The following is a 21897-nucleotide window of genomic DNA, read 5'->3' as shown; positions in this document are numbered from 1 at the left end:
GAGTCGGAGCGTCACCGTACCCTAGAGGCATGGACTTCCTCGACGAGATCGTGCTGACAGGGCTGACCGTGTTCGGCCACCACGGCGTCTACCCGCACGAGCGGGAGAACGGGCAGGAGTTCACGGTCGACCTCCGGCTGCGGCTCTCCCTCGAACAGGCCGCCGCCTCCGACGACGTGGCCGACACGGTCCACTACGGCGAGCTCGCGGAGCGCGTGGCCGCGGTCGTGTCGGGTGAGCCGGTGAACCTCATCGAGACCCTGGCCGAGCGGATCGCGGACGTCGCCCTCGGCGACCGCCGCGTGCAGCAGGTGACCGTGACGGTGCACAAGCCGCAGGCGCCGATCGCGCTGACCTTCGGTGATGTGGCCGTGACGGTGCACCGGACGCGGGCGCCGGAGTCGCTGGAGGACATCACCACATGAGCCGCAACCTCACGCGCCCGCCGGAGGTGCCGGGCCCCCGGCCGCCACGCCCGGAGACGGTGGCGGTCGTGGCGCTCGGCGCCAACCTCGGCGACCGCGAGGACACGATCCGCGCTGCGGCGGCACGAATCGGGCGTCTTCCGCTCGTCTCCGACGTGCGCCTGTCGCGCCTGTTCGAGACGGTGGCGCTCCGCGTGGACGGCCCCGATCCCGACGCCCCCGGCTATGTGAACGCAGTGGCTCTGGTGACCACGCGCCTCGCTCCGGAGATCCTCCTCGGCATGCTGCACGCCATCGAGGACGAGAACGGTCGCGTCCGCGGCGAGCGGTGGGGTGACCGCACTCTGGACCTCGACCTCATCGCCTACGGCGACGTCGTCTCGGACGACCCCCGGATCCAGTTGCCCCATCCGCGGGCGGTGGAGCGGCTGTTCGTCCTGGAGCCCTGGCTCGACGTCGCCCCCGACGCCGAGCTCGCGGGGCGCCGCGTCGCTGATCTGGCGGCGGACCTCCGCGCGCGAGGCGAGGGATGAAGCGCACCTCTGCCGGGCTGCTCGCCGTCCTCGCGCTCGTCGGCGCCGGTCCGGGGTTCATCCTCGACCAGATGCTCACGGCGACCGGTCGAGCCACGTTCACGCCGTCCCTGTTCCTCCCGGTGCTGCTCGTCCTCATCGCCGGCGCATCGCTCGGGGTGGCCTGGCCGGTGCGGCGCAGCGTCCGGTCCGGGGTGCGCATCGACCCGTTCCGCGCCCTGCGTGCCGCGACCCTCGCGAGGGCGTCCAGCCTGCTGGGCGCGATCCTGGCCGGCTTCGGCGCGGGGCTGCTGGCCTTCCTCCTCACGCGCCCCATCGATCCCCCGATAGGGTCGACTGTGGCCATGGTGGCGCTGATCGCGAGTGCGGTCGTGCTCGTCGTCGCCGCTCTCGTCGCCGAACAGTTCTGCACCCTGCCGAAGGATCCTGATGACTCAGAACCCAGAGACCGCGCCCCTGAACCCGGCGGAGGGCACTGACCTCGACGCCCTCGACCAGGGCACGTACACGCGGCTGCGCACGGCACGCAACGAGGCCCGCCTCGAGCTCGACGGCACCTGGCACCAGATCTCGCCGCGCTACGTCGTGTCGCAGATCGTGCAGAACGTCATCTTCCTGGCCATCGTCGTGGCCGCCGCGATCGTGCTGAACATCGTGCTCGAGCAGGACTGGGTGTGGATCCCGGCCGGGGTCATCATCCTCATCACGCTCGTGACGCTGATCATCCTCCCGCGACAGGCGCGGGCGATCGGCTATATGCTGCGGGCGGACGACATCGTGTTCCGCAAGGGCATCCTGTGGCAGCGCATGATCGCGGTGCCGTACGGGCGCATGCAGCTCGTCGACATCACCCAGGGGCCGCTCGACCGGGCGTTCGGCATCTCCCAGCTCAAGATGGTCACCGCGGCGGCGACCACCGGTGTGCAGATCCCCGGCCTCACCCAGGCGGCGGCCGAGGCGCTGCGCGACACGCTGATCCAGGTCGCCGAGACCCGCCGGACCGGCCTGTGAGCGAGTCGCAGCTTCCCACCGCCGCGCCGGGGCAGACCTCCGCGGGCACGCCGTCGACGCACCTCGCGGACGGCGAATGGCATCGGATGCATCCGCTGACGCCGCTGTTCAAGGGCGGCCTGGCGCTCATCATCGTGGGCGGCATCGTGATCGCGAACATGCGCGACCGGGTCATCGCCTGGCTCGTCGGGCAGTTCGCGCCGGAGGAGGCGCACTACGACGACTACACCGGGGGCGACCCGGTGGACTGGGTGCTCGCGAACAACTTCGCGCTGATCGCGCTGCTGGGTGTCCTGGCGCTCGTCGTGGTGCTCGTGGCGGTCTTCTGGTTCGTCTGGCGCTTCCAGCAGTTCCGCATCACCGGCGACCACGTCGAGGTGCGCAAGGGCATCATCTTCCGCTCCCATCGCCGCGCGCCCCTCGACCGCGTGCAGGGCGTGAACCTCACGCGGCCGTTCCCCGCACGCATCATCGGCCTCGCGAAGCTCGAGGTCGTGGGCGCGGGCACGGATGCGAACGTCGCGCTGGAGTACCTGGCGACGCCGCGGGCCGAGGGGGTGCGCGCCGAGATCCTCCGACTCGCCTCGGGCGCGCGCGCCGCACGGCACGCCGCCCTCGACCCTCAGGGCGCAGCGACGCCCGACGGGTCCGCTCCGACCTCCGCGCGCGCACAACTCGTCGGCTCGATGAACGAGGGCGTCAACGGCTTGCTCGCCGGAGTGGACCTGCAGGACGTCGTGCCCGAGAGCGTCCTCAAGATCCCCGCCGGCCGACTGATCGGCTCGCAGCTCATCTCCGGGCTGCTGTGGCTGGTGTTCTTCGGCGTGATCTTCGCCATCGCGATCGGCAGCACCCTGATCGGCGTCCTCATCGACGGGGATCCCGACGGCGGGATCGTCCTCCTCGGCATCGGTCTCGGCATGGGCGTCCCGATGCTCATCGCGGTCGTCGGTATCACCTGGGCGCAGATCTCGAAGTCGCTGCGGTACTCCATCGCGCCCACCCCCGACGGCGTGCGCATCACCTACGGACTGCTCACCACCGTCACCGAGACCCTCCCGCCCGGCCGTATCTTCGCGGTCGAGGTGTCGCAGTCCCTGCTCTGGCGGCCGTTCGGCTGGTGGACCATCAAGATCAACCGGATGAGCGGCAAGAGCGCCGCCCAGCAGTCGTCGAGCAGCGGTCAGCAGTTCAACGTCGTGCTGCCCGTCGGCAAGCGCGCGGACGTCGAGCGCGTGCTGTCGCTCGTGCTGCCCGACGTCCCGGCGGAGAGCATCCCCGCGCTGTGGGATCAGGGCGTCGTCGGTCCGGCCGAGAACGACCCCTACCGGACGATGCCGCGCCGGGCGTGGTGGCGGCGGCCGGTCTCCTGGAAGCGCCACGGATACGCGCTGACGACGGACGGACTGCTGCTGCGCCGCGGCATCGTGTGGCGCAAGCTCGCGGTCTTCCCGCTGGCGCGTCTCCAGGGTGTGTCGCTCAGTCAGGGGCCGATCGACCGGGCTCAGGCGGTCTCCGGAGCCCAGGTGCACACCGTGCCCGGACCGATCACCGGCCTCCTGTCGGGTCTCGAGCGGGCAGATGCCCTCGCACTGCTCGACGAGGTCAGCATCGCCGCCGCCGAAGCGGCATCCCGCGACCACACCCACCGGTGGAGCGAGCACGCCGCGGCTCCCGTCGCGCCGCCCGCTCCGCCGCAGTTCGGCGGTCCTGCCGCTCCGATGCCTCCCGCGCCTCCCGTGTTCGGCGGCCCGGCATCAGTCCCGTCCGTGGCACCCGCGCCCCCGGTCGCGCCGCCCTCCGCATCCCCGGGCTCGGCGGCCCCACCTGCTCCGCCGGTGCGGACTCCTGCGGTGACGCCGCCGCCGGCGCCTCCGGTGACCGCGCCCCCGGTCGCACCGCCTCCGGCCCCTCCCGTCACGGCGCCCCCGGTCGCACCCCCACCTGCTCCGCCGGCGCCGCAGACGACCGCGCCTTCGGCCCCGCCGGCGCCGACCGCGCCGCCCGCGCCGCCGGCGCGAACCGACGCGCCGCGCGAGGAGTGAGCGTGGTGCGCGACGGCCGTCTCGGCGTCGGCATCATCGGCGCGGGGCGGGTCGGACCGGTCATCGGCGCGGCGCTGGCCGGGGCCGGGCACGCGATCGTCGGGATCACCAGCGGGTCGGACGACGAGCGTGCGTCGGCGGTGCTCCCCGGCGTCCCGGTGCTGGAGACGCAGGAGGTGGTGCGGCGGTCCGAACTGGTGATCCTCGCGGTCCCTTCCGCTGAGCTGTCGGCCCTGGTCTCGGGCATCGCCGAGCTCGGCGGGTGGCAGATCGGCCAGCTCGTCCTCCACACCGATCCGGCACAGGGCATCGAGGTCCTGCGCCCGGCGGCGGAGCGCGGCGCCATCCCGTTGGCGGTGCATCCGGCGATCACGTTCACCGGGACCTCGATCGATCTCCGGCAGTTGCAGGCAGGATTCGCGGCGGTCACCGCTCCCGCCGCCGTGCTTCCGATCGCCCAGGCGCTGGCCGTCGAGATGGGGTGCGAACCGGTCGTCATCGCGGAGGCCGACCGTGCCGCCTATGCCGACGCGATCGCCACGGCCACGGAGTTCTCCCGTTCGATCATCGGACAGTCCACCTCGCGGCTCCGGGAGATCGGGGTCGAGAATCCGGGCGGCTTCCTGTCGGCCTTGGTGCAGTCGACCGTCGAGCGGGCGTTGCGCGACGCCTCGGACCCGCCACCTCTCGTCTGATCACGCGCCCGCGCCGTGACCCCGGCTCAGCGTCCGCCGGAGAAGCCGCCGCCACCGCCGCCCCCGGAGAAGCCTCCGCCGAACGAGCCGCCGGTGCTGGACGACGTACCGGTGGACGGGGCCGAGTAGGTCGCGGCCGCCGTGGAGGAGCTCATGAACGCCACGAGCGACGTGCGGAGAGCGAAGGACGTGGGGTCGCCGATCCACGTCGGGCCGTACGCCTCCCGGCTGTACGCCGTCTCGAGCACCCGGCCCCACTCGTCCTCCATGCCGAACAGCATCGCGTAGGGGAGGAGGCGCTCGTACACATGGATGACGTCCGCGCCCTCCTCCGTGCGCCGTTCCGCGCCGGTGTAGGACTGCAGCATCCGCAACCGATCCTCCTCCGCGACGCGGATGAACTCGCGCACCCCCTGCAGGTGCTCGTACGCCTGCGCTCCCTCCGGAGTCAGGACCGTGTGCCGAGAGAATGTGAAGAAGCTCGAAGCCGCGACGAGCAGCGTCCCGACGGAGGTGGCCAGAAGCGCGGGTCCCGCCGACAGGCGACCGGATGCCACGGCGACGATGGCGACGACGAGACCCACCACGGCGACGGCGATGGCCACGGACTGCAGGATGACGGCAGCGCGGCTCCGCGCCCTGGTCGTCAAGCCCCGGCGGGAGGCCTCCTCCTGGCCCTTCGTCGTCAGCGCGGTCATCCGCGTCGCGAAGGCCTCGCTCTCGGCCGGCAGGTCCACGACGCCGTCCGCATCCGCGTGGAGGAAGAGCGCGTCGAGCGCAGCCTGATCGAGGGGACTCGGCGCGCTGCCCTGGGGCTGTCGTCGCAGCCGGGGCTCTTCGTCCGACGCCCCTTCCTCGATGCGCAGCGTGCCGCGGACGGCGAGGTGGACGATCTCCGCCGGGACGACGTTCTTCGCGCCGGGGATGAGCGCCGCGGCGAGCAGGGGCGGCTGGTCATCGGGGACGTCGTACTGCGCGACGATGATCCCGGTGGCGCGGCGTCGACGTCGGTCGGCGGCCACGGTCGCCACCCAGCCGGTCGCCGCGAGACCGACGGCGCCGACGGCGGCGACCACCGGCCCGACATCGGCGACGGGGTCGGGGGTCCGCGCGGATGGCTGGACCACCGTGCCGGGGTCGAAGCCGACGGCCACCGTCACCCCGTCCGCCGCCGGCAGCGGTCGGGCCTCGACGCGGAAAGTCGTGGCCTCTCCGTCTGCGACCGGTCCCTCGAGGTCGCAGGGCTCCGTGGAACCGGAAGGACCGATGTAGCACTTCGTCGCCCCGGTGAGATGGGTGCTCAGGGCGGCATCGAATCGGATGTCGGCCCGGAACGCCTCGATCGGCTGCGTGCTGTCGAGGGGGAGGAGGTCCCAGTAGAACTCGTCCGCGGCGCGGGAACCGGACGCGTCGGGTGCGCTCCCGACGATGACGTCGCGCATCTCGTATTCGATGACATAGGTGGTGAGGCCATGGACGAAGTCGTCGTCCCCGGTGAGGACGAAGAGGGTCCCGTCGTCCTCCTCGGTCTCGTACGGGACCGCGGTCCCGTCCTCGTCGGTGACCGCGATGACCCGGGTGTCGATGCCGGCGCCCTTGTACGTCGTCGCCAGGCCCCGCACGATGCCGCGGTTCTGGTCGGCGTCGGGGAAGCGGGCGACCACCGTCTCCGTCACCTGCATGCGCGCCCGGCCATCGTCGTCGAGTCCGACGTCGTAGACCGCATCCCAGGATGCGTACGAGAAGTCGTCGACATCGGCGGCCGCAGCGACCGTCGTCGCCGGGCGTTCCACGGCCATGGCGACCGAGGGGGCGAGGACCGGGATGACGGCGAGGGCGAGGACGGCGCTGGCGCGGAGGATCCGGGTGGGGGCCATGGTTCGAGGCTACCGAGCCCCGCGCCGCGGGAAGAACGCCCGCCGTCGGTCTCCGCCCGACCGGCCGGAGTCCGCCGCGCCATCTCGGTAAACTGGGTACGACTTCCAAGGAGCCCCGCACATGACTGACGCGCCCGCCGCGCCCGAAACGGCCTCGGCCGCCTCTTCCGCCGAAGAGGACATCCACGAGCAGAAGGCCGTCCGCCTCGCCAAGCGCGAGCGCCTGATCGAGAAGCGCGCGGACGCGGGCGGCGGGGCGTTCCCGGTCGCCGTGCCGGTGACGCACAGCATCCCCGCCCTGCGGGCGGAGTACGGCGACCTCGAGCCCGGAGCCGAGACCGGTGTGATCGTCGGCGTCGCCGGCCGCGTGGTCTTCAGCCGCAACACCGGCAAGCTCTGCTTCGCCACCCTCCAGGCCGGGGACGGCACCCGGATCCAGGCGATGGTCTCGCTGGCCAACGTCGGCGAGGAGTCGCTCGCCGAGTGGAAGGAGTTCGTCGACCTCGGGGACCACGTCTTCGTGCACGGCGAGGTCATCTCCAGCCGCCGCGGTGAGCTGTCGATCATGGCGGATGATTGGGCCATCGCCTCGAAGGCGATCCTGCCGCTCCCCAACGCCTACGCCGAGCTCAGCGAAGAGGGCCGGGTGCGGAGCCGCTACCTCGACCTCATCGTGCGGGAACAGGCGCGGACGACCGTGCGCGCACGCGCCGCGGTGAACGCCAGCCTGCGGTCCACGTTCGCCGCGCACGGCTACCTCGAGGTGGAGACTCCCATGTTGCAGGTGCAGCATGGCGGCGCATCCGCCCGACCCTTCATCACCCACTCCAACGCCTTCGACACCGAGCTCTACCTCCGCATCGCGCCGGAGCTGTACCTGAAGCGCGCGGTCGTGGGCGGTATCGAGCGCGTGTTCGAGATCAACCGGAACTTCCGCAACGAGGGCGCCGACTCGACCCACAGCCCGGAATTCGCGATGCTCGAGGCCTACCAGGCCTACGGCGACTACAACCAGATGGCCGCGCTCACCCAGGAGCTCGTCCAGCAGGCGGCGGTCGCCGTCGCCGGGTCGACCACGGTGACCTGGGCGGACGGCACCGAGTACGACCTGGGCGGTGAGTGGGACCGCATCTCGATGTACGAGTCGCTGTCGGCCGCCTCCGGCCGCACCGTCACGCCGACGGACGCCGTCGAAGACCTGATCGCCTTCGCCGAGGCCAACGGCGTCGACGTGCCGCCCCAGGCCACGCACGGGAAGCTCGTCGAGGAGCTCTGGGAGCACTTCGTGAAGGGTGACCTCGTGCGGCCGACCTTCGTCATGGACTTCCCCGTCGACACGTCGCCTCTCGTGCGCGAGCACCGGTCCATCGAGGGCGTCGTGGAGAAGTGGGACCTCTACATCCGTGGCTTCGAGCTGGCGACCGGCTACTCCGAGCTCGTGGACCCGGTCATCCAGCGGGAACGGTTCGAGGAGCAGGCGAAGCTCGCCGCGCGCGGCGATGTCGAGGCCATGCCGATCGACCAGGAGTTCCTGCGGGCGCTGGAGCACGGCATGCCGCCGTCCGGGGGTATGGGCATGGGTATCGATCGCCTGCTGATGGCGATCACCGGCCTCGGCATCCGCGAGACGATCCTCTTCCCGCTGGTCAAGTAGCCGCGAGCCGCTCACTCTCCACGCCGCCCGCGGAAGGCCCACTCGGGCAGCACGGCACCGCACATCATGGTGTCCAGGAGCAGGGCGAGGCTGTAGTCCGGATCGATCTCCCTGGCCATGTCGAGGTAGCGTCCCGCGTGCGTGGCGCGGCCGAGCGCCCACGAGAGCCAGGCGGCGACCGTGAGCGGTCCGGGACGCGCTTCTCGTGGCGCCAGGGCGGTGGCGTGTCGGACGGCGTGCAGCGCGGTGCGAAGGCGCTCGCCGTCCGGCGCCGGGCCGCGACCGAGGAACACCCGTCCGATGTCGTCGGGTACCGGAGCGCCGGAGGCTGCGAAAGCCAGCTGCGCCTCCATGGTGCGGATCCCGCGGCGGTGATCGGTGGCCCACTGGGCGATGGCCGCGTCGCGCACCGGCGGGCGCCCGAGGCACCACACGAGCGCTGCGGCGGCCAGAGGCTGCAGGGGTTCACGGGCGAGGGCGACGGCTTCGAGGAAGGCGGGGATGTCGTCGAGGAGGGCGTACGCCGCGATCACCTCCGCGTCCGCCGGATCGGGGGCCTCGGCAGGCCCGGACGAAAGCGCGCCGTCGAGTCCGCGCAGCACGCGCACGACCTGCTGCTCCTCTGCGGCGGGAACCGGCGGGAGTCCCGCGCCGGAGAACTGGTCGCCGGAGACGTCGCCGAGCGCGGAGGCGTCCGGCGGGGGAACGATGTCCGACAGCGGATGGAGCGCCGGCTCGGCGTCGTCGTAGCGGGCCCATCCCTCGGGCGTGACGCACAGGGCCTCGACGGCGCGCAGGCCCGCTCCCTCGGCGCAGCCCAGCAGTGTGTCGACCATCACGGCGTGCGGCAGGACCAGGCCGTCAGGCGTGCGCTGCGGGGGCTCGTCGGTGTACACCACGACGGCCACCGCGTCGGTGCCAGGGACACGGACGACGAGCTCGACCGCCGCTGCGGCGTAGTGCAGGACCGGGACGGCGGCGTCAGGGAGGTCGAGGCGCATCGCCCCGTCGCTGCGGGTGCCGTGGAACGGGAGGAGGGCGATGCTCTCGCGCGGCGTGAAGCCGGCGAGTGCGGGCACGATACTGAGGAACTGGGCGGAGTCGGAGGCGCGGAGCACGGTTGTCATGAGGAGAGGTTCGCGTGCCTTCGCGCCCGTCGGACCGGTGATGGACCCATGTGGATGAGAATCCTGAGAAGCGCCGCCTGTGCACGATCAGTCGCTCGCGTACGATGGAGGCATGGACAACTTCTGGCTCGCCGCGGCATGGTCGCTCCTGCCGACGGTCGGCGTCAGCATCGTCTTCTTCGTCGTGCTCCGCGGCATCCTGCGGTTCGACCGCACGGAACGGAAGGTCCATGCGCAGATCGAGGCCGAGGAACGCGCCGCGCGCGGGCTGCCTCCGCGGGCCTGAGTCCGACCCATCCGCTACTGTGAAGCGAGCGCGCCGGGTCCGGTGCGCCCCGGGGTGACGATCCCCGGTGTGGGTGAGGGAGCGTGATGACCGCGGAGTCCTGGGGCTGGTGGGTCGCCGCCGTGGTCCTGGTGCTCGACATCATCATCCGCGTCACCGCCGTCATCGTCATCCCGCGCAACCGCCGCCCCACCGCGGCGATGGCCTGGCTCCTCGCCGTGTTCTTCATCCCGGTGGTCGGCGTCTTCCTGTTCCTGCTGATCGGGAACCCCCGCCTGCCGCGCGCGCGGCGCCGGAAGCAGGAGCAGATCAACGAGTACATCGCCGAGACGAGCGAGCACCTGCACTTCGGGACGCTGCGGCCCAACGCCCCCGCATGGTTCGGTCCCATCGTGCAGATGAACCAGCGCCTCGGTGCCCTGCCGCTCTCCGGGGACAACGGCGCGCACCTCATCTCGGACTACCAGGAGTCGCTCGACGAGATGGCCGAGGCCATCCGCACCGCGCAGGATTACGTGCACGTGGAGTTCTACATCCTGCAGTCCGACGACTCGACGGACAACTTCTTCCGCGCCCTCGAGGAGGTCGCCGCGCGGGGCGTGGCGGTGCGCGTGCTCCTGGACCACTGGGCGAACCGCGGCAAGCCCCGCTACCGCCAGACCATCGCGCGTCTGAACGAGATGGGCGCCGAGTGGCACCTGATGCTGCCCGTGCAGCCGCTCAAGGGCAAGATGCAGCGGCCGGACCTGCGCAACCACCGCAAGCTCCTCGTCGTGGACGGCAACATCGCCTTCCTGGGCTCGCAGAACATCACGGACTCCACCTACAACCTGCCGAAGAACATCCGGCGCGGTCTGCACTGGGTCGACCTGATGGTCAGGCTCGACGGACCCGTCGTGCTGAGCGTCAACGCGATCTTCCTCAGCGACTGGTACAGCGAGACCGATGTCGTGCTCGAAGAGATCGACATCTCCCACGCCAACATCGGCTCCGGGGACCTGGACTGCCAGGTCGTGCCGTCCGGTCCCGGCTTCGAGGTCGAGAACAACCTGCGGCTGTTCCTCGCGCTCCTCTACGCGGCGAAGAAACAGATCATGATCGTCAGCCCGTACTTCGTGCCCGACGAGGCCCTGCTGCTGGCGGTCACCGCGGCCGTGGACCGCGGGGTCGAGGTGCAGCTGTTCGTCTCGGAGGAGGGCGATCAAGCGATGGTCTACCACGCGCAGCGCAGCTACTACGAAGCGCTGCTGCGCGCCGGCGTGCGGATCTGGATGTACCGGAAGCCGTACATCCTCCACACGAAGAGCCTCACCATCGACGACGAGGTCGCCGTCATCGGCTCGAGCAACATGGACATGCGCTCCTTCGGCCTGAACCTCGAGGTCTCGATGCTCGTGCGCGGCGAGGAGTTCGTCGCCGAGATGCGCGAGGTGGAGGACAAGTACCGGTCGCTGAGCAGGGAGCTGACCCTCGAGGAATGGATGCAGCAGCCCCTGCGCTCCACCGTGCTCGACAACCTCGCGCGGCTCACCTCCGCACTGCAGTGAGCGGGCATTCCGTCAACCCCCGTTTCGGGTGGAGGAACCCGCCGCTACCCTGAGGGCATGACTCCCCGCAGGCTCGTGATCGCCGTGTCCTCCGCGCTCGCCGCGGCCCTCGTCCTCGCCGGCTGCACGGTCGGCCCGGGCGGCACCGCACCGCACACCACGTCGGATCCCTCCAGCGGCCCCGGGAACGCCGGGAGCAGCGACGAGCAGGACGACATGGACGCGACGCTCCTCGACGACGGGCGGATGTTCGCCGTCGTGAGCTGGGGATCCTCGACGTGCCTGCCTCAGGTCGACGAGATCACCGCCGAGGGGCAGCGGGTCTCGGTCACCCTCGTCGAACCGGAAGGCGATGGCGCGACGGAGCAGGCGTGCACGGCGGACCTCGCGCCGCGGGCGAGCGTCGGCGCTCTGCCCGAGGGCGTGGACCCGACGAAGGACATCACCCTCGTGGTGACCTACGGCGACCTGCTCGACGAGATCGATGTCGATGCCGACCCCGAGGCCACCGCGACGCCGGGCTCGGCGACCGAGTACCAGCCGTCGGCCGGCTGGTTCGACGACGGCGGGCTCGTCCTGTTGACCTGGGGGTCCTCCAGCTGTGCTCCGGTCGTCGAATCCGCCGAGGCCGACGGATCCACGGGGACCGTGACCTTCGTCACCGACGAGAACCAGGTCTGCACCATGGACATGGCGCCCCGGGCCACGGTGGTCGAATTCCCCGAGGATGACGTCGACGACGACGGTCCGTTCCAGCTGACGCTCGTCGGCGGCGGCCTCGACGGCACGGTCGAGGTGCGCTGAGTCCGCAGCCCCTGGTCAGAGGATGTGCACCGGGTGCCCGGTGGGCAGCGCCAGCAGGAGCGCACCGGGGTCCGCCCGGCAGGTGACGTGCACGGCCTCCCCGAACTCGTCGCCGTCGAGCTCGATCGGCGTGGGGCCGGGTGCGGCGGCCTCGGCGCGGGCGCCGCGGAAGTAGTGGACGGACGCGTCCGTGCCGCGGCGATCGAGCACGAAGCGTCCGGCGCGGAAGCGGCGCAGCACGGAGTTGTCCCACCAGATCTTCCGCCAGACGCCCAGCCAGCCGAGCACGCCGGTGGGCTGGATGACCGCGACGTCGAGGGTGGCATCCGTGATGGAGGCGTCCGGGATGAGGGAGATGCCCGCGGGGAGGGTGCCGCAGTTCGCGAACAGGATGCTGTGCACCTTCGTGGAGTGCAGGCGTCCCGTGCCGATCTGGTACACGGCGCGGAAGGGCTTCGCGCGCGGAAGGGACCGGGCCGCGCCGTCGACGTACGCGATCCAGCCGACGGACTTCTTCAGGTCGGCTCGGGTGTTGGCGATCATGTCGGCGTCGAGACCGATGCCGGCGAGCACGACGAAGGCGTGCTCCTCCTCGCTGCCGTCCTCCCTGGTCATCCGTGCCCACCCGATGTCGATCGGATGGTGGAAGTCGCCCAGCGCGGCGCGGATCATCTCCGCAGGGTCGGTCAGCGGGAGGCCGAGGTTCCGCGCGAGGAGATTCCCGGTGCCGCTCGGGAGGATCGCGAGTGGGACACCCGTGCGGGCGATGGCTTCGGCGACCGCCCGCACCGTGCCGTCGCCGCCGGCCACGAGCACGACGTCCACCCCGCGTGCGAGCGCTTCCGCCGTCGCCCCCTGCCCCGCGTCCTCGATGGTCGTCGGATAGAAAGCGGGGTGATCCCACCCCGCTTCGCGGGAGAGGTCGCGGACCTGAGCGCGCAGGCGCTTCCCGTCCACTTTCACCGGGTTGTACACGAGCGCCGCCTGCTTCAGGACGGGGGGACTCGTGGTCATGGCGCTACTCTAGACCGCCCGCCCGGGCCCTCCCCTCGCACCTCGTAGACTTGCGGGATGATCGACCTCGCACTCCTCCGCGACAACCCGGAGATCGTCCGCCGTTCGCAGGCTGCCCGTGGCAACGACCAGAGCACCGTCGACGTCGCACTCGAGGCCGACCGATCGCGCCGCGCCGCGCTCGCCGCATTCGAGGAGCTGCGCGCCGAGCAGAACGCGTTCGGCAAGCAGGTCGCGAAGGCACCCAAGGAGGAGAAGGCCGCCCTGGTCGCGCAGGCCAAGGACCTCGCCGACCGGGTCAAGCAGGCGCAGCACGCGGCGAACGAGGCGGCCGAGGCCGCGGCCACGGCACTGGCGCGGATCGAGAACGTCGTCATCGACGGTGTCCCCGCCGGCGGTGAGGAGGACTTCGTCGAATTGCGCCGCGTGGGCGAGGTCCCCGCGTTCGACTTCGAGCCGCGCGACCACCTCGAGCTCGGTGAGATGCTCGGCGCCATCGACATGGAGCGCGGGGCCAAGGTCTCCGGAGCGCGCTTCTACTTCCTCCGCGGGATCGGCGCCCGGCTCGAGATCGCGCTCATGAACCTCGCTCTCGACAAGGCGCTGCAGAACGGCTTCGTCCCGCTCATCACGCCCACCCTCGTGCGCCCCGAGATCATGCAGGGCACCGGCTTCCTCGGCGAGCACGCCGATGAGGTCTACCACCTCGACAAGGACGACGACCTCTACCTGGTCGGCACGAGCGAGGTCGCCCTCGCCGGCTACCACAAGGACGAGATCGTCGATCTGGCACCTGGTGCGCTCCGTTACGCCGGATGGTCGACCTGCTACCGCCGTGAGGCCGGCTCGCACGGCAAGGACACCCGCGGAATCATCCGCGTGCACCAGTTCAACAAGCTGGAGATGTTCGTCTACACCACGGCCGAGGACGCGGAGGCCGAGCACCTGCGCCTCGTCGCTCTCCAGGAGGAGATGCTGACCTCGCTCGGTCTCGCGTACCGGGTGATCGATGTGGCGGCAGGTGACCTCGGGTCCAGTGCAGCCCGCAAGTACGACATCGAGGCATGGGTCCCCACCCAGGGAGCGTTCCGCGAGCTGACCTCCACGTCGAACTGCACGACCTTCCAGGCGCGTCGTCTCGACGTGCGATACCGCCCGGCGGCGGAGGAGGGCGGCACGGCGCCGAAGACCCAGCATGTCGCGACCCTCAACGGCACGCTCGCGACCACGCGCTGGATCGTCGCCCTGCTCGAGACGCATCAGCAGGCGGACGGCTCGGTACGGGTCCCCGAGGTCCTGCGCCCCTACCTCGGCGGACTCGAGGTGATCCGCCCGCTCGCCGACGAGCAGGGCACCCGGTGACGGCGCCCTGGCTGGTCGGCCTCGACGTCGACGGGACCATCCTCCTCCAGGACGAGACGATGAGCCCCGGGGTGCCCGAGGCCATCACCCGAGTCCGCGAAGCGGGGCACGTGGTCACCATCGCCACCGGCCGCAGCTGGATGGCGACCCGCCGCTATGTGGAGGAGCTCGGCCTCACCGCCGACTACGTGGTGTGTTCCAACGGTGCCGTGACGATGCGCCGAGACGGGGATGACTGGGAGCGCTGGCACGTCGAGACCTTCGACCCGACACCCGTGCTGACCCTGTTGCGGGATCGGCTTCCGGACGCCCGGTACATGGTCGAGCTCGGCTCCGGCCAGCGCCTGTTCACCGAGCAGCTCGACGACTGGACTCTCGACGGCGGACGCCAGGTCGACTTCGAGGAGCTCGGAGCCCTTCCCGTCTCCCGGATCGTCGTCGTCTCGCCCGGACACGACGAGGACGACTTCCATCGGCTCGTCGCCGACGCCGGCCTCAACGAGGTCTCCTATGCGATCGGGTGGACGGCCTGGCTGGACATCGCTCCGCAGGGCGTCGACAAGGGCACGGCCCTGGAGCGTGTGCGGGACGAACTCGGTCTCGACGCTGCGCGGGTGCTCGTCGCCGGGGACGGACGCAACGACATCGGCATGTTCGGCTGGGCCCGCAGCGGCGGCGGACGCGCGGTGGCCATGGGACAGGCGCCGGTCGAGGTGAAGGACGCCGCGGGGGAGATCACCGCCGACGTCGAGCGGGGAGGGCTCGCCGCCGCCCTGAACACGCTTCCAGCGCCCGCCCAGGTCGACGCCGGAGAATAGAACTCGGCTAGACTCGCGCCTGGTCGACAGAAGTTTCTGTCGGGAGGGTTGTCCGAGCGGCCGATGGAGCTGGTCTTGAAAACCAGTGGGCAGAGATGTCTCGTGGGTTCGAATCCCACACCCTCCGCTTCCTGAGCGCGGTACCCCCGCCGTCGCTGAATCCGAAAGGGCCCGAGTGAGCGAGAACACCCGACGCCGCCGCACCGTCGCGCGACATGGTCAGCTGCGCTCGCCCGGTCCCGTCAGCCAGCTCCTCCGGCTTCTCGCGATCAGCATGGCGGTGGTGCTCGTCAGCGGCATCGGCGTCGCGGCCTACTTCTACCTCGACTTCTCCAGCACCGTCTCCGCGAACGCCGTCGATCTCGACGGGCAGGAAGACCTGCCGCCGGACATCGGGGCCTACAAGGGTGGGTTCAACCTCGTCCTCGCCGGAGTCGACACCTGCGAGGACGACTACAAGCAGTACTTCGGCGACCGGTGCACCGGCGGCGACGCCGAGGGCACGCTCAACGACGTGAACCTGCTCGTGCACGTGTCCGAGGAGCCGCGGCGGATCACCGTCGTCAGCTTCCCGCGTGACCTCATGATCCCGATCCCGTCGTGCGAGGACGAGGACGGCAACGCCACGGCCGCGATGAGCAAGCAGCCGCTCAACGTCGCGTACACCGACGGCGGGCTGAACTGCGTCGTCCGTACGATCTCGGCGCTCACGGACCAGGAGGTGCAGTTCGCCGCCTCCGTGACGTTCGGTGGTGTCATCGAGATCACCAACGCGATCGGCGGGGTCGACGTCTGCCTCGCGAACCCGATCCGGGACCGCTACACAGGTCTGGACATGGCGGCCGGCACGCACACCGTGCAGGGCCTCGAGGCTCTGCAGTTCCTCCGCACCCGGCACGGCGTCGGCGACGGCAGCGACCTGGGCCGCATCGGCAACCAGCAGCAGTACATGTCCAGTCTCGCCCGCAAGCTCATCAGCGGCGAGGTGCTGGGCAACGTGCCGGTCATGCTGAAGCTCGCCAACACCGGCATCCAGAACCTGGAGACGAGCACGTCGCTCGCCGACCCGATGATGATCGTGCAGATCGCGCTGGCCGTGAAGTCGGTGCCGTTCGAGGACATCGTGTTCGTGCAGTATCCGACCCTGGAGGACTGGGACGACCCGAACAAGGTCGTGCCGAACGAGGAGGCCGCCGCCGCCCTCTGGGACGCGATCGAGGCCAACGCCCAGTTGCAGATCACGCACGAGAACACCAGCAACGATGGCGTCGTCGTGGAGGAACCGACGACTCCGACCGAGCCCGCGGAGCCCACCACGCCGACACAGGGGGCGACGCCGACCCCCACGACGGCTCCGGACGTCGTGGCGCTTCCCGATTCCATCAAGGGCAACTCCGCCGCGCAGCAGACGTGCTCGAACGGCAACGTGCGCTGAGCGGGGCTCAGGAGCTCCGCGGGCGATAGGCCGCCGGCGGATGCGTCGCGGCGACGAGGGCGCGAAGCTCCGAGAGCTCGGCCGGCGCCGCGCCCAGAGCCCGCGCCTGGACGAGGACGTTGCCGAGGGCGGTCGCCTCGACAGGCCCTGCCAGGACGGGAAGCCCGGTGCGGTCCGCCGTCGCCTGACACAGCAGCCGGTTGAGAGACCCGCCGCCGACGAGGTGGACGACGTCGAGAGGCTGTCCGGAGAGCCGGCCCGCCGTGCGGACCGCGTCGGCGAACGCGGCGGCGATGCTCTCCACGACGAGCCGCACGAACGCCGGACGATCGGTGGGCGCGACGGCACCGTGTGCGTGCAGGAGGCCAGCGATACGCGTCGGCATGTCCCGGGGGGCCGACAGCGAGGGGTCGTTCGCGTCGAACACGGCGGAGGGCGGTGCCGTGGCGGCCGCCTGGTCGAGAAGCCCGGACAGGTCGATGGCCTTGCCGTCTTCGCTCTCCCACGCGCGCACGGTCTCGCTGAGGAGCCAGAGACCGGTCACGTTGTGGAGGACGCGGAACCGATCGTCCACACCGCGTTCGTTGGTGAAGTTCGCTTCCCTGGCCGCGTCCGTGAGGATCGGCTGAGCCTGTTCCACACCGACCAGCCCCCAGGTGCCGCAGGAGATGTACGCGGCGCGGGGCGACGTCATCGGAACGGCGGCCACCGCCGACGCGGTGTCGTGCGAACCGACCGCGATCACCGGCAGATCGGCGCCGATGCGCTCCGCCACCTCCGGGCGCAGCCGGCCGATGACCGTGCCGGGATCGACGAGGTCCGCGAGGAGGGAGGCGTCGATCCCGAGACGGGTCGCGAGGGCCACATCCCAGGTGCCGGACTCCACGTCCAGCAGGCCTGTCGTCGAGGCGTTGGTCCGTTCGGCGACGCGGGCACCGGTGAGGAGGAAGGCGAGGAGGTCCGGGATGAGGAGCGCGGTGTCGGCGTCGTGCCGGAGCTCGTCCGCCCGGAGCTGGTAGAGCGTGTTGAACGGGAGGAACTGCAGGCCGTTGCGGGCGTGGAGCTCCTCGAACGGGACCAGGGCGTGGACCTCGTCCACGCCGCCGGCGGTGCGGTCGTCGCGGTAGTGGAACGGCTCGGCGAGCAGCTCACCGGCACGCAGGAGGCCGTAGTCGACCGCCCACGAGTCGATCCCGATGGACTCGATGTTCGGTTCTCGGCGCACCGCTTCCGCGAGGCCGTCGAGGACATGGGCGACGAGGGCGTCGAAGTCCCAGTGCAGACCGTCGGCGCGGGTCACCGGTCCGTTCGGGAACCGCGACACGGGCTCGAGCTCCAGGACACCCGGTCCCACTCGGCCGATCATCACCCGACCGCTCGTGGCGCCGAGATCCACCGCCGCGACCGCACGGACGTGCCGTACGGTCGCGGGCGAGCGGTCGTCGGTCATCGCAGGAACGCCGCGGCGACGCCGGAGTCGACGGGGATGTGCAGACCGGTGGTGCGGCTCAGCTCCGGGCCGGTCAGCACATAGACGGCGTCCGCGACGTTCTCCGGCACGACTTCGCGCTTGAGGATCGTGCGGTCGGCGTAGAACTGGCCGAGGTCCTCTTCCTTGACGCCGTACGTGGCCGCCCGGTTCGCTCCCCAGCCGGAGGCGAAGATCCCGGACCCGCGGACCACGCCGTCGGGGTTGATGCCGTTGACCCGGATGCCGTGCGCGCCGAGCTCCACGGCGAGCAGCCGCACCTGGTGCGCCTGGTCGGCCTTCGTCGCCGAGTACGCGATGTTGTTCGGGCCGGCGAAGACGGAGTTCTTGGAGGAGATGTAGATGATGTCGCCGCCGAGTCCCTGGTCGATGAGCACGCGCGCGGCGGTCTTCGAGACGAGGAACGAGCCCTTCGCCATCACGTCGTGCTGGAGATCCCAGTCCTTCTCGGTCGTCTCCAGCAGAGGCTTCGACAGCGACAGGCCGGCGTTGTTCACCACGAGGTCGATGCCGCCGAACGCGAGCACCGCCTGGTCGATCGCGGCCTGCACCGCATCGGCGTCGGCGACGTTCGCGGCCACGCCGATCGCCACGTCGTCGTTCCCGAGCTCGGCGGCCGCGGCCCTGGCCTTGTCCAGGTCCAGGTCGGCGACGACCACGCAGGCGCCCTCCGCGGCGAGGCGGGTCGCGATGGCCTTGCCGATCCCGCTCGCGGCACCGGTGACGAGGGCGATGCGGCCCTGGTGGGACTTCGGCTTCGGCATGCGCTGCAGCTTCGCCTCCTCCAGTGCCCAGTACTCGATGCGGAACTTCTCGGCGTCGGAGATGGGGGAGTACGTGGACAGCGCCTCGGCACCGCGCATCACGTTGATGGCGTTCACGTAGAACTCGCCGGCGACCCGCGCGGTCTGCTTGTTCGCTCCGTACGAGAACATACCGACGCCGGGCACGAGGACGATCAGCGGATCCGCGCCGCGGATCGCCGGCGACTCGGCCGTGGCGTGGGCGTCGTAGTAGGCCTGGTAGTCGGCGCGGTAGGCGGCGTGGAGCTCCCGTAGCCGTGCGGTCTGCTCCTCCACGGTCGCCGTGACAGGGAGGTCGAGGAGGAGCGGCTTGACCTTGGTGCGCAGGAAGTGATCGGGGCAGCTCGTGCCGAGGGCGGCGAGGGCCGGGGCCTTCTCGGAGGCGAGGAAGTCGAGGACCACGTCGCTGTCGGTGAAGTGACCGACCATCGGCTTGTCCGTCGACGCGAGCCCGCGGATGGTTCCGGCGAGGGCGGCCGCCCGCGCGCGGCGCTCCGGCTCCGGCAGGGCCCCGAAGCCCGAGCGCGTGCCGCCGAACGGTTCGGGGGACCCGTGCTCCGCGATGTAGGCGGCGGCGGTGTCGATGATCCAGAGGGAGTTCGCCTCCGCCTCCTCGGAGGAATCGCCCCAGGCGGTGATGCCGTGTCCGCCGAGGATCGTGCCGATGGCCTGCGGGTTCGCCGCCTTGATCTCCGCGATGTCCAGCCCCAGCTGGAAGCCCGGGCGGCGCCACGGCACCCAGACGACCCGGTCGCCGAAGATCGCTCTCGTGAGCTCCTCGCCGTCGGCGGCGGTGGCGATCGCGATGCCCGAGTCGGGATGGAGGTGGTCCACGTGCGGGGCGTCGACCAGGCCGTGCATCGCGGTGTCGATCGAGGGGGCGGCGCCGCCCTTGCCGTGGAGGCAGTAGTCGAAGGCGGCGACCATCTCGTCCTCCCGCTCGACGCCCGGATAGACGTCGACGAGCGCGCGCATGCGATCGAGGCGGAGGACGGCCAGGCCGTTCTCGGTCAGCGTGCCGAGGTCCCCGCCCGACCCCTTGACCCAGAGGAGCTCGACCGGCTGCCCGGTCACGGGGTCGATCTCGGTGCCCTTGGCGGACGTGTTGCCGCCGGCGTAGTTCGTGTTCTTGGGGTCGGCGCCCAGGCGGTTGCTCCGCGCGAGTAGTTCGGCGGCGGTGGGGTTCGTCATTGATTCTCCTGGGCGAGCCATGTCGAGCGCGGGCTGCGCTGTTCGATCATGTGAAAGATAACATGATGTGAACGTCGCGCCAAGGGGTCACCGGAGCTCGACCTCGTTGCGGAAGGGGCGGAGACGCTCATCCGCCGGGTCGAGTTCGGTGATCAGCACGCTGATGTCCTCTCGGGTCAGGGCGCGGGCCACCGAGCGGCGATCGAGCTTGCTCGAGTCGATGCACAGCACCGTCGTCGTCGCGTTCGCGGCGAGGACCCGCTTCACTTCCGCTTCCTCCAGCGACACCTCGGACGAGCCGTCCTCGGGGTCCAGGGCGTCGGCGGAAGCGAAGAACGTGTCGTAGTACACCGACCCCAGACTGCGGACGGCGATCGGGCCGGTGAGGCTCCCCGTCGTCGGCTCGGCCGTGCCGCCGGACAGCACGGCGGTCACCCCCTCGAGCGGCTGCAGGATCTGGAACGTCTCGACCGCATTCGTGTGGACGGTGAGGTCGTTCCGCGGACCGATGAGTGAGGCGAGGGTGCTGATCGTGGTCGAGGCATCCAGCGCGAGGGTCCCCGACGGCGGGATCAGCGGAAGGGCCTTGTCGGCGATGATGCGCTTGGCGCGCGCCCGCTGCGCTCGACGGGCATCGAACGGTCGGGCCCGCGACGCCGCCGTCGCGCCGCCGCGCACCCGGCGCACGCGCCCTTCGGTCTCCAGCTCCAGCAGGTCCCGCCGGATCGTCATGGACGAGACCTCGAACAGGGTGGCCGCTGCGTCGATCGACACCCCTCCCGGCTCGTTGGCGAGCGCGACGAGGCTGTCGCGACGTCGTTGGGCGTCGAGGTTTCCGGAAAGGGTCATGGGAGGAATCTATCCGGTGACCGGTATGACCCCGGCGCTACCGGGGCGGGAGGATGCGGGATGTGAAACGGGCGATCGTCGCGGCGAAAGTGGCCTCTGCGGGCCGGTTGAGGTGGCCGTGGGTGGTGCCCGGTTCGGTGTGCACGGCGACCTCTATGCCCACCGTGGCCAGCGTCCGACCGAACGCCTCGCCGGACATCCGCAGCTCGTCGGTCTCGCTGTTCACGATGATCGTGGCGGGGAAGTCCCTCAGATCGTCGGCTGTCGCGGCGCCGGGGATCGCATGAACGTCCGCCGCGCTCACCGGGCCACCGATGTAGTTCTCGTACATGTCGAGGACGAAATCCGGACGGAACACGTCTGCCGCCGGATCGGCGTCCAGCAGCGCGCGCAGCTCGGGGCCGGGGGCATCCTGAACGGCATGCAGTGTCGGGTACGCCAGCACGGCGAGGGTTGGCCGAGGGCCAGTCCCGCGACTGAGGCGCAGGGCGGCGCCGGCGGCGAGGTTCGCTCCGGCACTGGCGCCGCCGATCGCCCACCCGCCGGTGGCGAGGCCCGACGCGACGGCCCACCGGAACGCGGCCGTCACCTCATCGTGGGGCACCGGGAAGTGGACACCGCGTCGTGGCGCCGCATCGAGTCGCACGGCCCAGGCCTCCGTCATCGGGGCGAGGCGGTAGTCGACGCTCACCACCGCGATGCCGGCTGCGGCGAGAGCGGAGGCGACGGCGTGCGCCTCCGGCATGTCCAGGTCGCCACCGGCGAAGCCGCCCCCGTGCGCCCACACCAGCCCTGGTCCGCGCGGCTCGGCGGGACGGTAGCCGCGCACGCGGAGGGGACCGTGCGGGCCGGTGAGGACATGGTCGGTCACGGTCGGCGCTGCGCGGAGGGTCATGAGGGGAATCTATCGATCCGGCACGCCCTGCCGACGC

At 71.0% G+C, this 21897-nt stretch carries 20 protein-coding genes and 1 tRNA gene; 14 read left to right on the top strand and 7 right to left on the bottom strand.

Annotated features, from left to right (window positions below; all coding sequences use genetic code 11):
- Positions 1 to 29 precede the first annotated feature (29 nt).
- From folB to AB0N68_RS03135, 6 genes are read left to right on the top strand one after another with little or no spacing between them, the layout of a single operon-like run.
- A complete protein-coding gene (gene folB / locus AB0N68_RS03160) occupies positions 30 to 425 on the top strand; it encodes a dihydroneopterin aldolase (protein WP_187663217.1) in 396 nt (131 codons plus the stop codon).
- The gene (folK, locus tag AB0N68_RS03155; protein ID WP_280564887.1) at positions 422 to 958 is read left to right on the top strand and encodes a 2-amino-4-hydroxy-6-hydroxymethyldihydropteridine diphosphokinase; all 537 of its coding nucleotides are present in this window, start codon (positions 422 to 424) and stop codon (positions 956 to 958) included. The genes folB and folK overlap by 4 nt, the downstream gene beginning before the upstream one ends.
- Complete coding sequence (locus AB0N68_RS03150; RefSeq protein ID WP_280564889.1) at positions 955 to 1437, top strand: DUF3180 family protein; 483 nt, start codon at positions 955 to 957, stop codon at positions 1435 to 1437. The genes folK and AB0N68_RS03150 overlap by 4 nt, the downstream gene beginning before the upstream one ends.
- Entirely contained in the window at positions 1388 to 1969 is a 582-nt protein-coding gene (locus AB0N68_RS03145; protein WP_187663220.1) for a PH domain-containing protein, read from the top strand. The genes AB0N68_RS03150 and AB0N68_RS03145 overlap by 50 nt, the downstream gene beginning before the upstream one ends.
- Entirely contained in the window at positions 1966 to 4014 is a 2049-nt protein-coding gene (locus AB0N68_RS03140; protein ID WP_313366376.1) for a PH domain-containing protein, read from the top strand. The genes AB0N68_RS03145 and AB0N68_RS03140 overlap by 4 nt, the downstream gene beginning before the upstream one ends.
- A 2-nt stretch (positions 4015 to 4016) precedes the next feature.
- Positions 4017 to 4709, top strand: a complete 693-nt coding sequence (locus AB0N68_RS03135) for a DUF2520 domain-containing protein (RefSeq protein ID WP_259953614.1) — start codon at positions 4017 to 4019, stop codon at positions 4707 to 4709.
- Positions 4710 to 4735: 26 nt separating this feature from the next.
- Here the strand turns inward: AB0N68_RS03135 and AB0N68_RS03130 are convergent, their stop codons facing one another.
- Positions 4736 to 6586, bottom strand: coding sequence for a DUF2207 family protein (locus tag AB0N68_RS03130; protein ID WP_280568882.1), 1851 nt, complete (start codon positions 6584 to 6586; stop codon positions 4736 to 4738).
- Positions 6587 to 6707: 121 nt separating this feature from the next.
- On the opposite strand from AB0N68_RS03130, the gene lysS reads away from it, so the two are divergent.
- Positions 6708 to 8240, top strand: coding sequence for a lysine--tRNA ligase (lysS, locus tag AB0N68_RS03125; RefSeq protein WP_280568879.1), 1533 nt, complete (start codon positions 6708 to 6710; stop codon positions 8238 to 8240).
- A gap of 11 nt (positions 8241 to 8251) precedes the next feature.
- Here lysS and AB0N68_RS03120 read toward each other — a convergent pair whose 3' ends face one another.
- The gene (locus AB0N68_RS03120) at positions 8252 to 9367 is read right to left on the bottom strand and encodes a DUF4192 family protein (protein WP_280568876.1); all 1116 of its coding nucleotides are present in this window, start codon (positions 9365 to 9367) and stop codon (positions 8252 to 8254) included.
- Positions 9368 to 9479: 112 nt separating this feature from the next.
- Between AB0N68_RS03120 and AB0N68_RS03115 the strand changes: the two genes are divergently transcribed.
- From AB0N68_RS03115 to AB0N68_RS03105, 3 genes are all read left to right on the top strand, one after another.
- Positions 9480 to 9653, top strand: a complete 174-nt coding sequence (locus tag AB0N68_RS03115; protein WP_167627854.1) for a hypothetical protein — start codon at positions 9480 to 9482, stop codon at positions 9651 to 9653.
- Between the two features lie 86 nt (positions 9654 to 9739).
- Positions 9740 to 11200 carry a cardiolipin synthase gene (gene cls, locus AB0N68_RS03110; protein WP_268777640.1) on the top strand — a complete coding sequence of 487 codons (1461 nt, stop codon included), beginning with the start codon at positions 9740 to 9742 and terminating at the stop codon, positions 11198 to 11200.
- A 57-nt stretch (positions 11201 to 11257) separates the two neighbouring features.
- On the top strand, positions 11258 to 12004 hold the full coding sequence (locus AB0N68_RS03105; RefSeq protein ID WP_259953627.1) for a hypothetical protein: 747 nt from the start codon (positions 11258 to 11260) through the stop codon (positions 12002 to 12004).
- A gap of 15 nt (positions 12005 to 12019) precedes the next feature.
- On the opposite strand, the gene AB0N68_RS03100 is transcribed toward AB0N68_RS03105, so the two are convergent.
- Entirely contained in the window at positions 12020 to 13018 is a 999-nt protein-coding gene (locus AB0N68_RS03100; RefSeq protein ID WP_187663227.1) for a diacylglycerol/lipid kinase family protein, read from the bottom strand.
- A 57-nt stretch (positions 13019 to 13075) separates the two neighbouring features.
- Here AB0N68_RS03100 and serS point away from each other — a divergent pair, with 57 nt between their 5' ends.
- The 4 genes from serS (at position 13076) to AB0N68_RS03080 (ending at position 16633) form a co-directional block, all read left to right on the top strand.
- A complete protein-coding gene (gene serS / locus AB0N68_RS03095; RefSeq protein ID WP_280568867.1) occupies positions 13076 to 14380 on the top strand; it encodes a serine--tRNA ligase in 1305 nt (434 codons plus the stop codon).
- On the top strand, positions 14377 to 15198 hold the full coding sequence (locus tag AB0N68_RS03090; protein WP_280568865.1) for an HAD family hydrolase: 822 nt from the start codon (positions 14377 to 14379) through the stop codon (positions 15196 to 15198). Before serS ends, AB0N68_RS03090 begins: the two co-directional genes overlap by 4 nt.
- A gap of 42 nt (positions 15199 to 15240) precedes the next feature.
- A tRNA-Ser gene (locus AB0N68_RS03085) sits at positions 15241 to 15325 on the top strand.
- 48 nt (positions 15326 to 15373) lie between these two features.
- Positions 15374 to 16633 carry an LCP family protein gene (locus AB0N68_RS03080; RefSeq protein WP_280568863.1) on the top strand — a complete coding sequence of 420 codons (1260 nt, stop codon included), beginning with the start codon at positions 15374 to 15376 and terminating at the stop codon, positions 16631 to 16633.
- A gap of 7 nt (positions 16634 to 16640) precedes the next feature.
- Here AB0N68_RS03080 and AB0N68_RS03075 read toward each other — a convergent pair whose 3' ends face one another.
- From AB0N68_RS03075 to AB0N68_RS03060, 4 genes are all read right to left on the bottom strand, one after another.
- Positions 16641 to 18083 (bottom strand): rhamnulokinase, encoded by a 1443-nt coding sequence (locus AB0N68_RS03075; protein WP_280568860.1) that lies wholly within the window; start codon positions 18081 to 18083, stop codon positions 16641 to 16643.
- On the bottom strand, positions 18080 to 20116 hold the full coding sequence (locus AB0N68_RS03070; protein ID WP_280568858.1) for a bifunctional aldolase/short-chain dehydrogenase: 2037 nt from the start codon (positions 20114 to 20116) through the stop codon (positions 18080 to 18082). The genes AB0N68_RS03075 and AB0N68_RS03070 overlap by 4 nt, the downstream gene beginning before the upstream one ends.
- 87 nt (positions 20117 to 20203) lie before the next feature.
- Complete coding sequence (locus tag AB0N68_RS03065) at positions 20204 to 20965, bottom strand: DeoR/GlpR family DNA-binding transcription regulator (protein ID WP_268777637.1); 762 nt, start codon at positions 20963 to 20965, stop codon at positions 20204 to 20206.
- 37 nt (positions 20966 to 21002) lie between these two features.
- Positions 21003 to 21860 (bottom strand): alpha/beta hydrolase fold domain-containing protein, encoded by an 858-nt coding sequence (locus AB0N68_RS03060; RefSeq protein WP_280568855.1) that lies wholly within the window; start codon positions 21858 to 21860, stop codon positions 21003 to 21005.
- Positions 21861 to 21897: the final 37 nt, after the last annotated feature.

Source organism: Microbacterium meiriae (assembly GCF_040685015.1).
GTDB lineage: Bacteria > Actinomycetota > Actinomycetes > Actinomycetales > Microbacteriaceae > Microbacterium > Microbacterium meiriae.
The sequence above is the reverse complement of the archived record's forward strand: the minus strand, read 5'-3'. Positions and strand labels throughout refer to the sequence as shown.

Coding starts and splice junctions, on each gene's coding strand:
- folB (WP_187663217.1), top strand. CDS start 30: ATGGACTTCCTCGACGAGATCGTGCTGACAGGGCTGACCGTGTTCGGC.
- folK (WP_280564887.1), top strand. CDS start 422: ATGAGCCGCAACCTCACGCGCCCGCCGGAGGTGCCGGGCCCCCGGCCG.
- AB0N68_RS03150 (WP_280564889.1), top strand. CDS start 955: ATGAAGCGCACCTCTGCCGGGCTGCTCGCCGTCCTCGCGCTCGTCGGC.
- AB0N68_RS03145 (WP_187663220.1), top strand. CDS start 1,388: ATGACTCAGAACCCAGAGACCGCGCCCCTGAACCCGGCGGAGGGCACT.
- AB0N68_RS03130 (WP_280568882.1), bottom strand. CDS start 6,586: ATGGCCCCCACCCGGATCCTCCGCGCCAGCGCCGTCCTCGCCCTCGCC.
- lysS (WP_280568879.1), top strand. CDS start 6,708: ATGACTGACGCGCCCGCCGCGCCCGAAACGGCCTCGGCCGCCTCTTCC.
- AB0N68_RS03120 (WP_280568876.1), bottom strand. CDS start 9,367: ATGACAACCGTGCTCCGCGCCTCCGACTCCGCCCAGTTCCTCAGTATC.
- AB0N68_RS03115 (WP_167627854.1), top strand. CDS start 9,480: ATGGACAACTTCTGGCTCGCCGCGGCATGGTCGCTCCTGCCGACGGTC.
- cls (WP_268777640.1), top strand. CDS start 9,740: ATGACCGCGGAGTCCTGGGGCTGGTGGGTCGCCGCCGTGGTCCTGGTG.
- AB0N68_RS03105 (WP_259953627.1), top strand. CDS start 11,258: ATGACTCCCCGCAGGCTCGTGATCGCCGTGTCCTCCGCGCTCGCCGCG.
- AB0N68_RS03100 (WP_187663227.1), bottom strand. CDS start 13,018: ATGACCACGAGTCCCCCCGTCCTGAAGCAGGCGGCGCTCGTGTACAAC.
- serS (WP_280568867.1), top strand. CDS start 13,076: ATGATCGACCTCGCACTCCTCCGCGACAACCCGGAGATCGTCCGCCGT.
- AB0N68_RS03075 (WP_280568860.1), bottom strand. CDS start 18,083: ATGACCGACGACCGCTCGCCCGCGACCGTACGGCACGTCCGTGCGGTC.
- AB0N68_RS03070 (WP_280568858.1), bottom strand. CDS start 20,116: ATGACGAACCCCACCGCCGCCGAACTACTCGCGCGGAGCAACCGCCTG.
- AB0N68_RS03065 (WP_268777637.1), bottom strand. CDS start 20,965: ATGACCCTTTCCGGAAACCTCGACGCCCAACGACGTCGCGACAGCCTC.
- AB0N68_RS03060 (WP_280568855.1), bottom strand. CDS start 21,860: ATGACCCTCCGCGCAGCGCCGACCGTGACCGACCATGTCCTCACCGGC.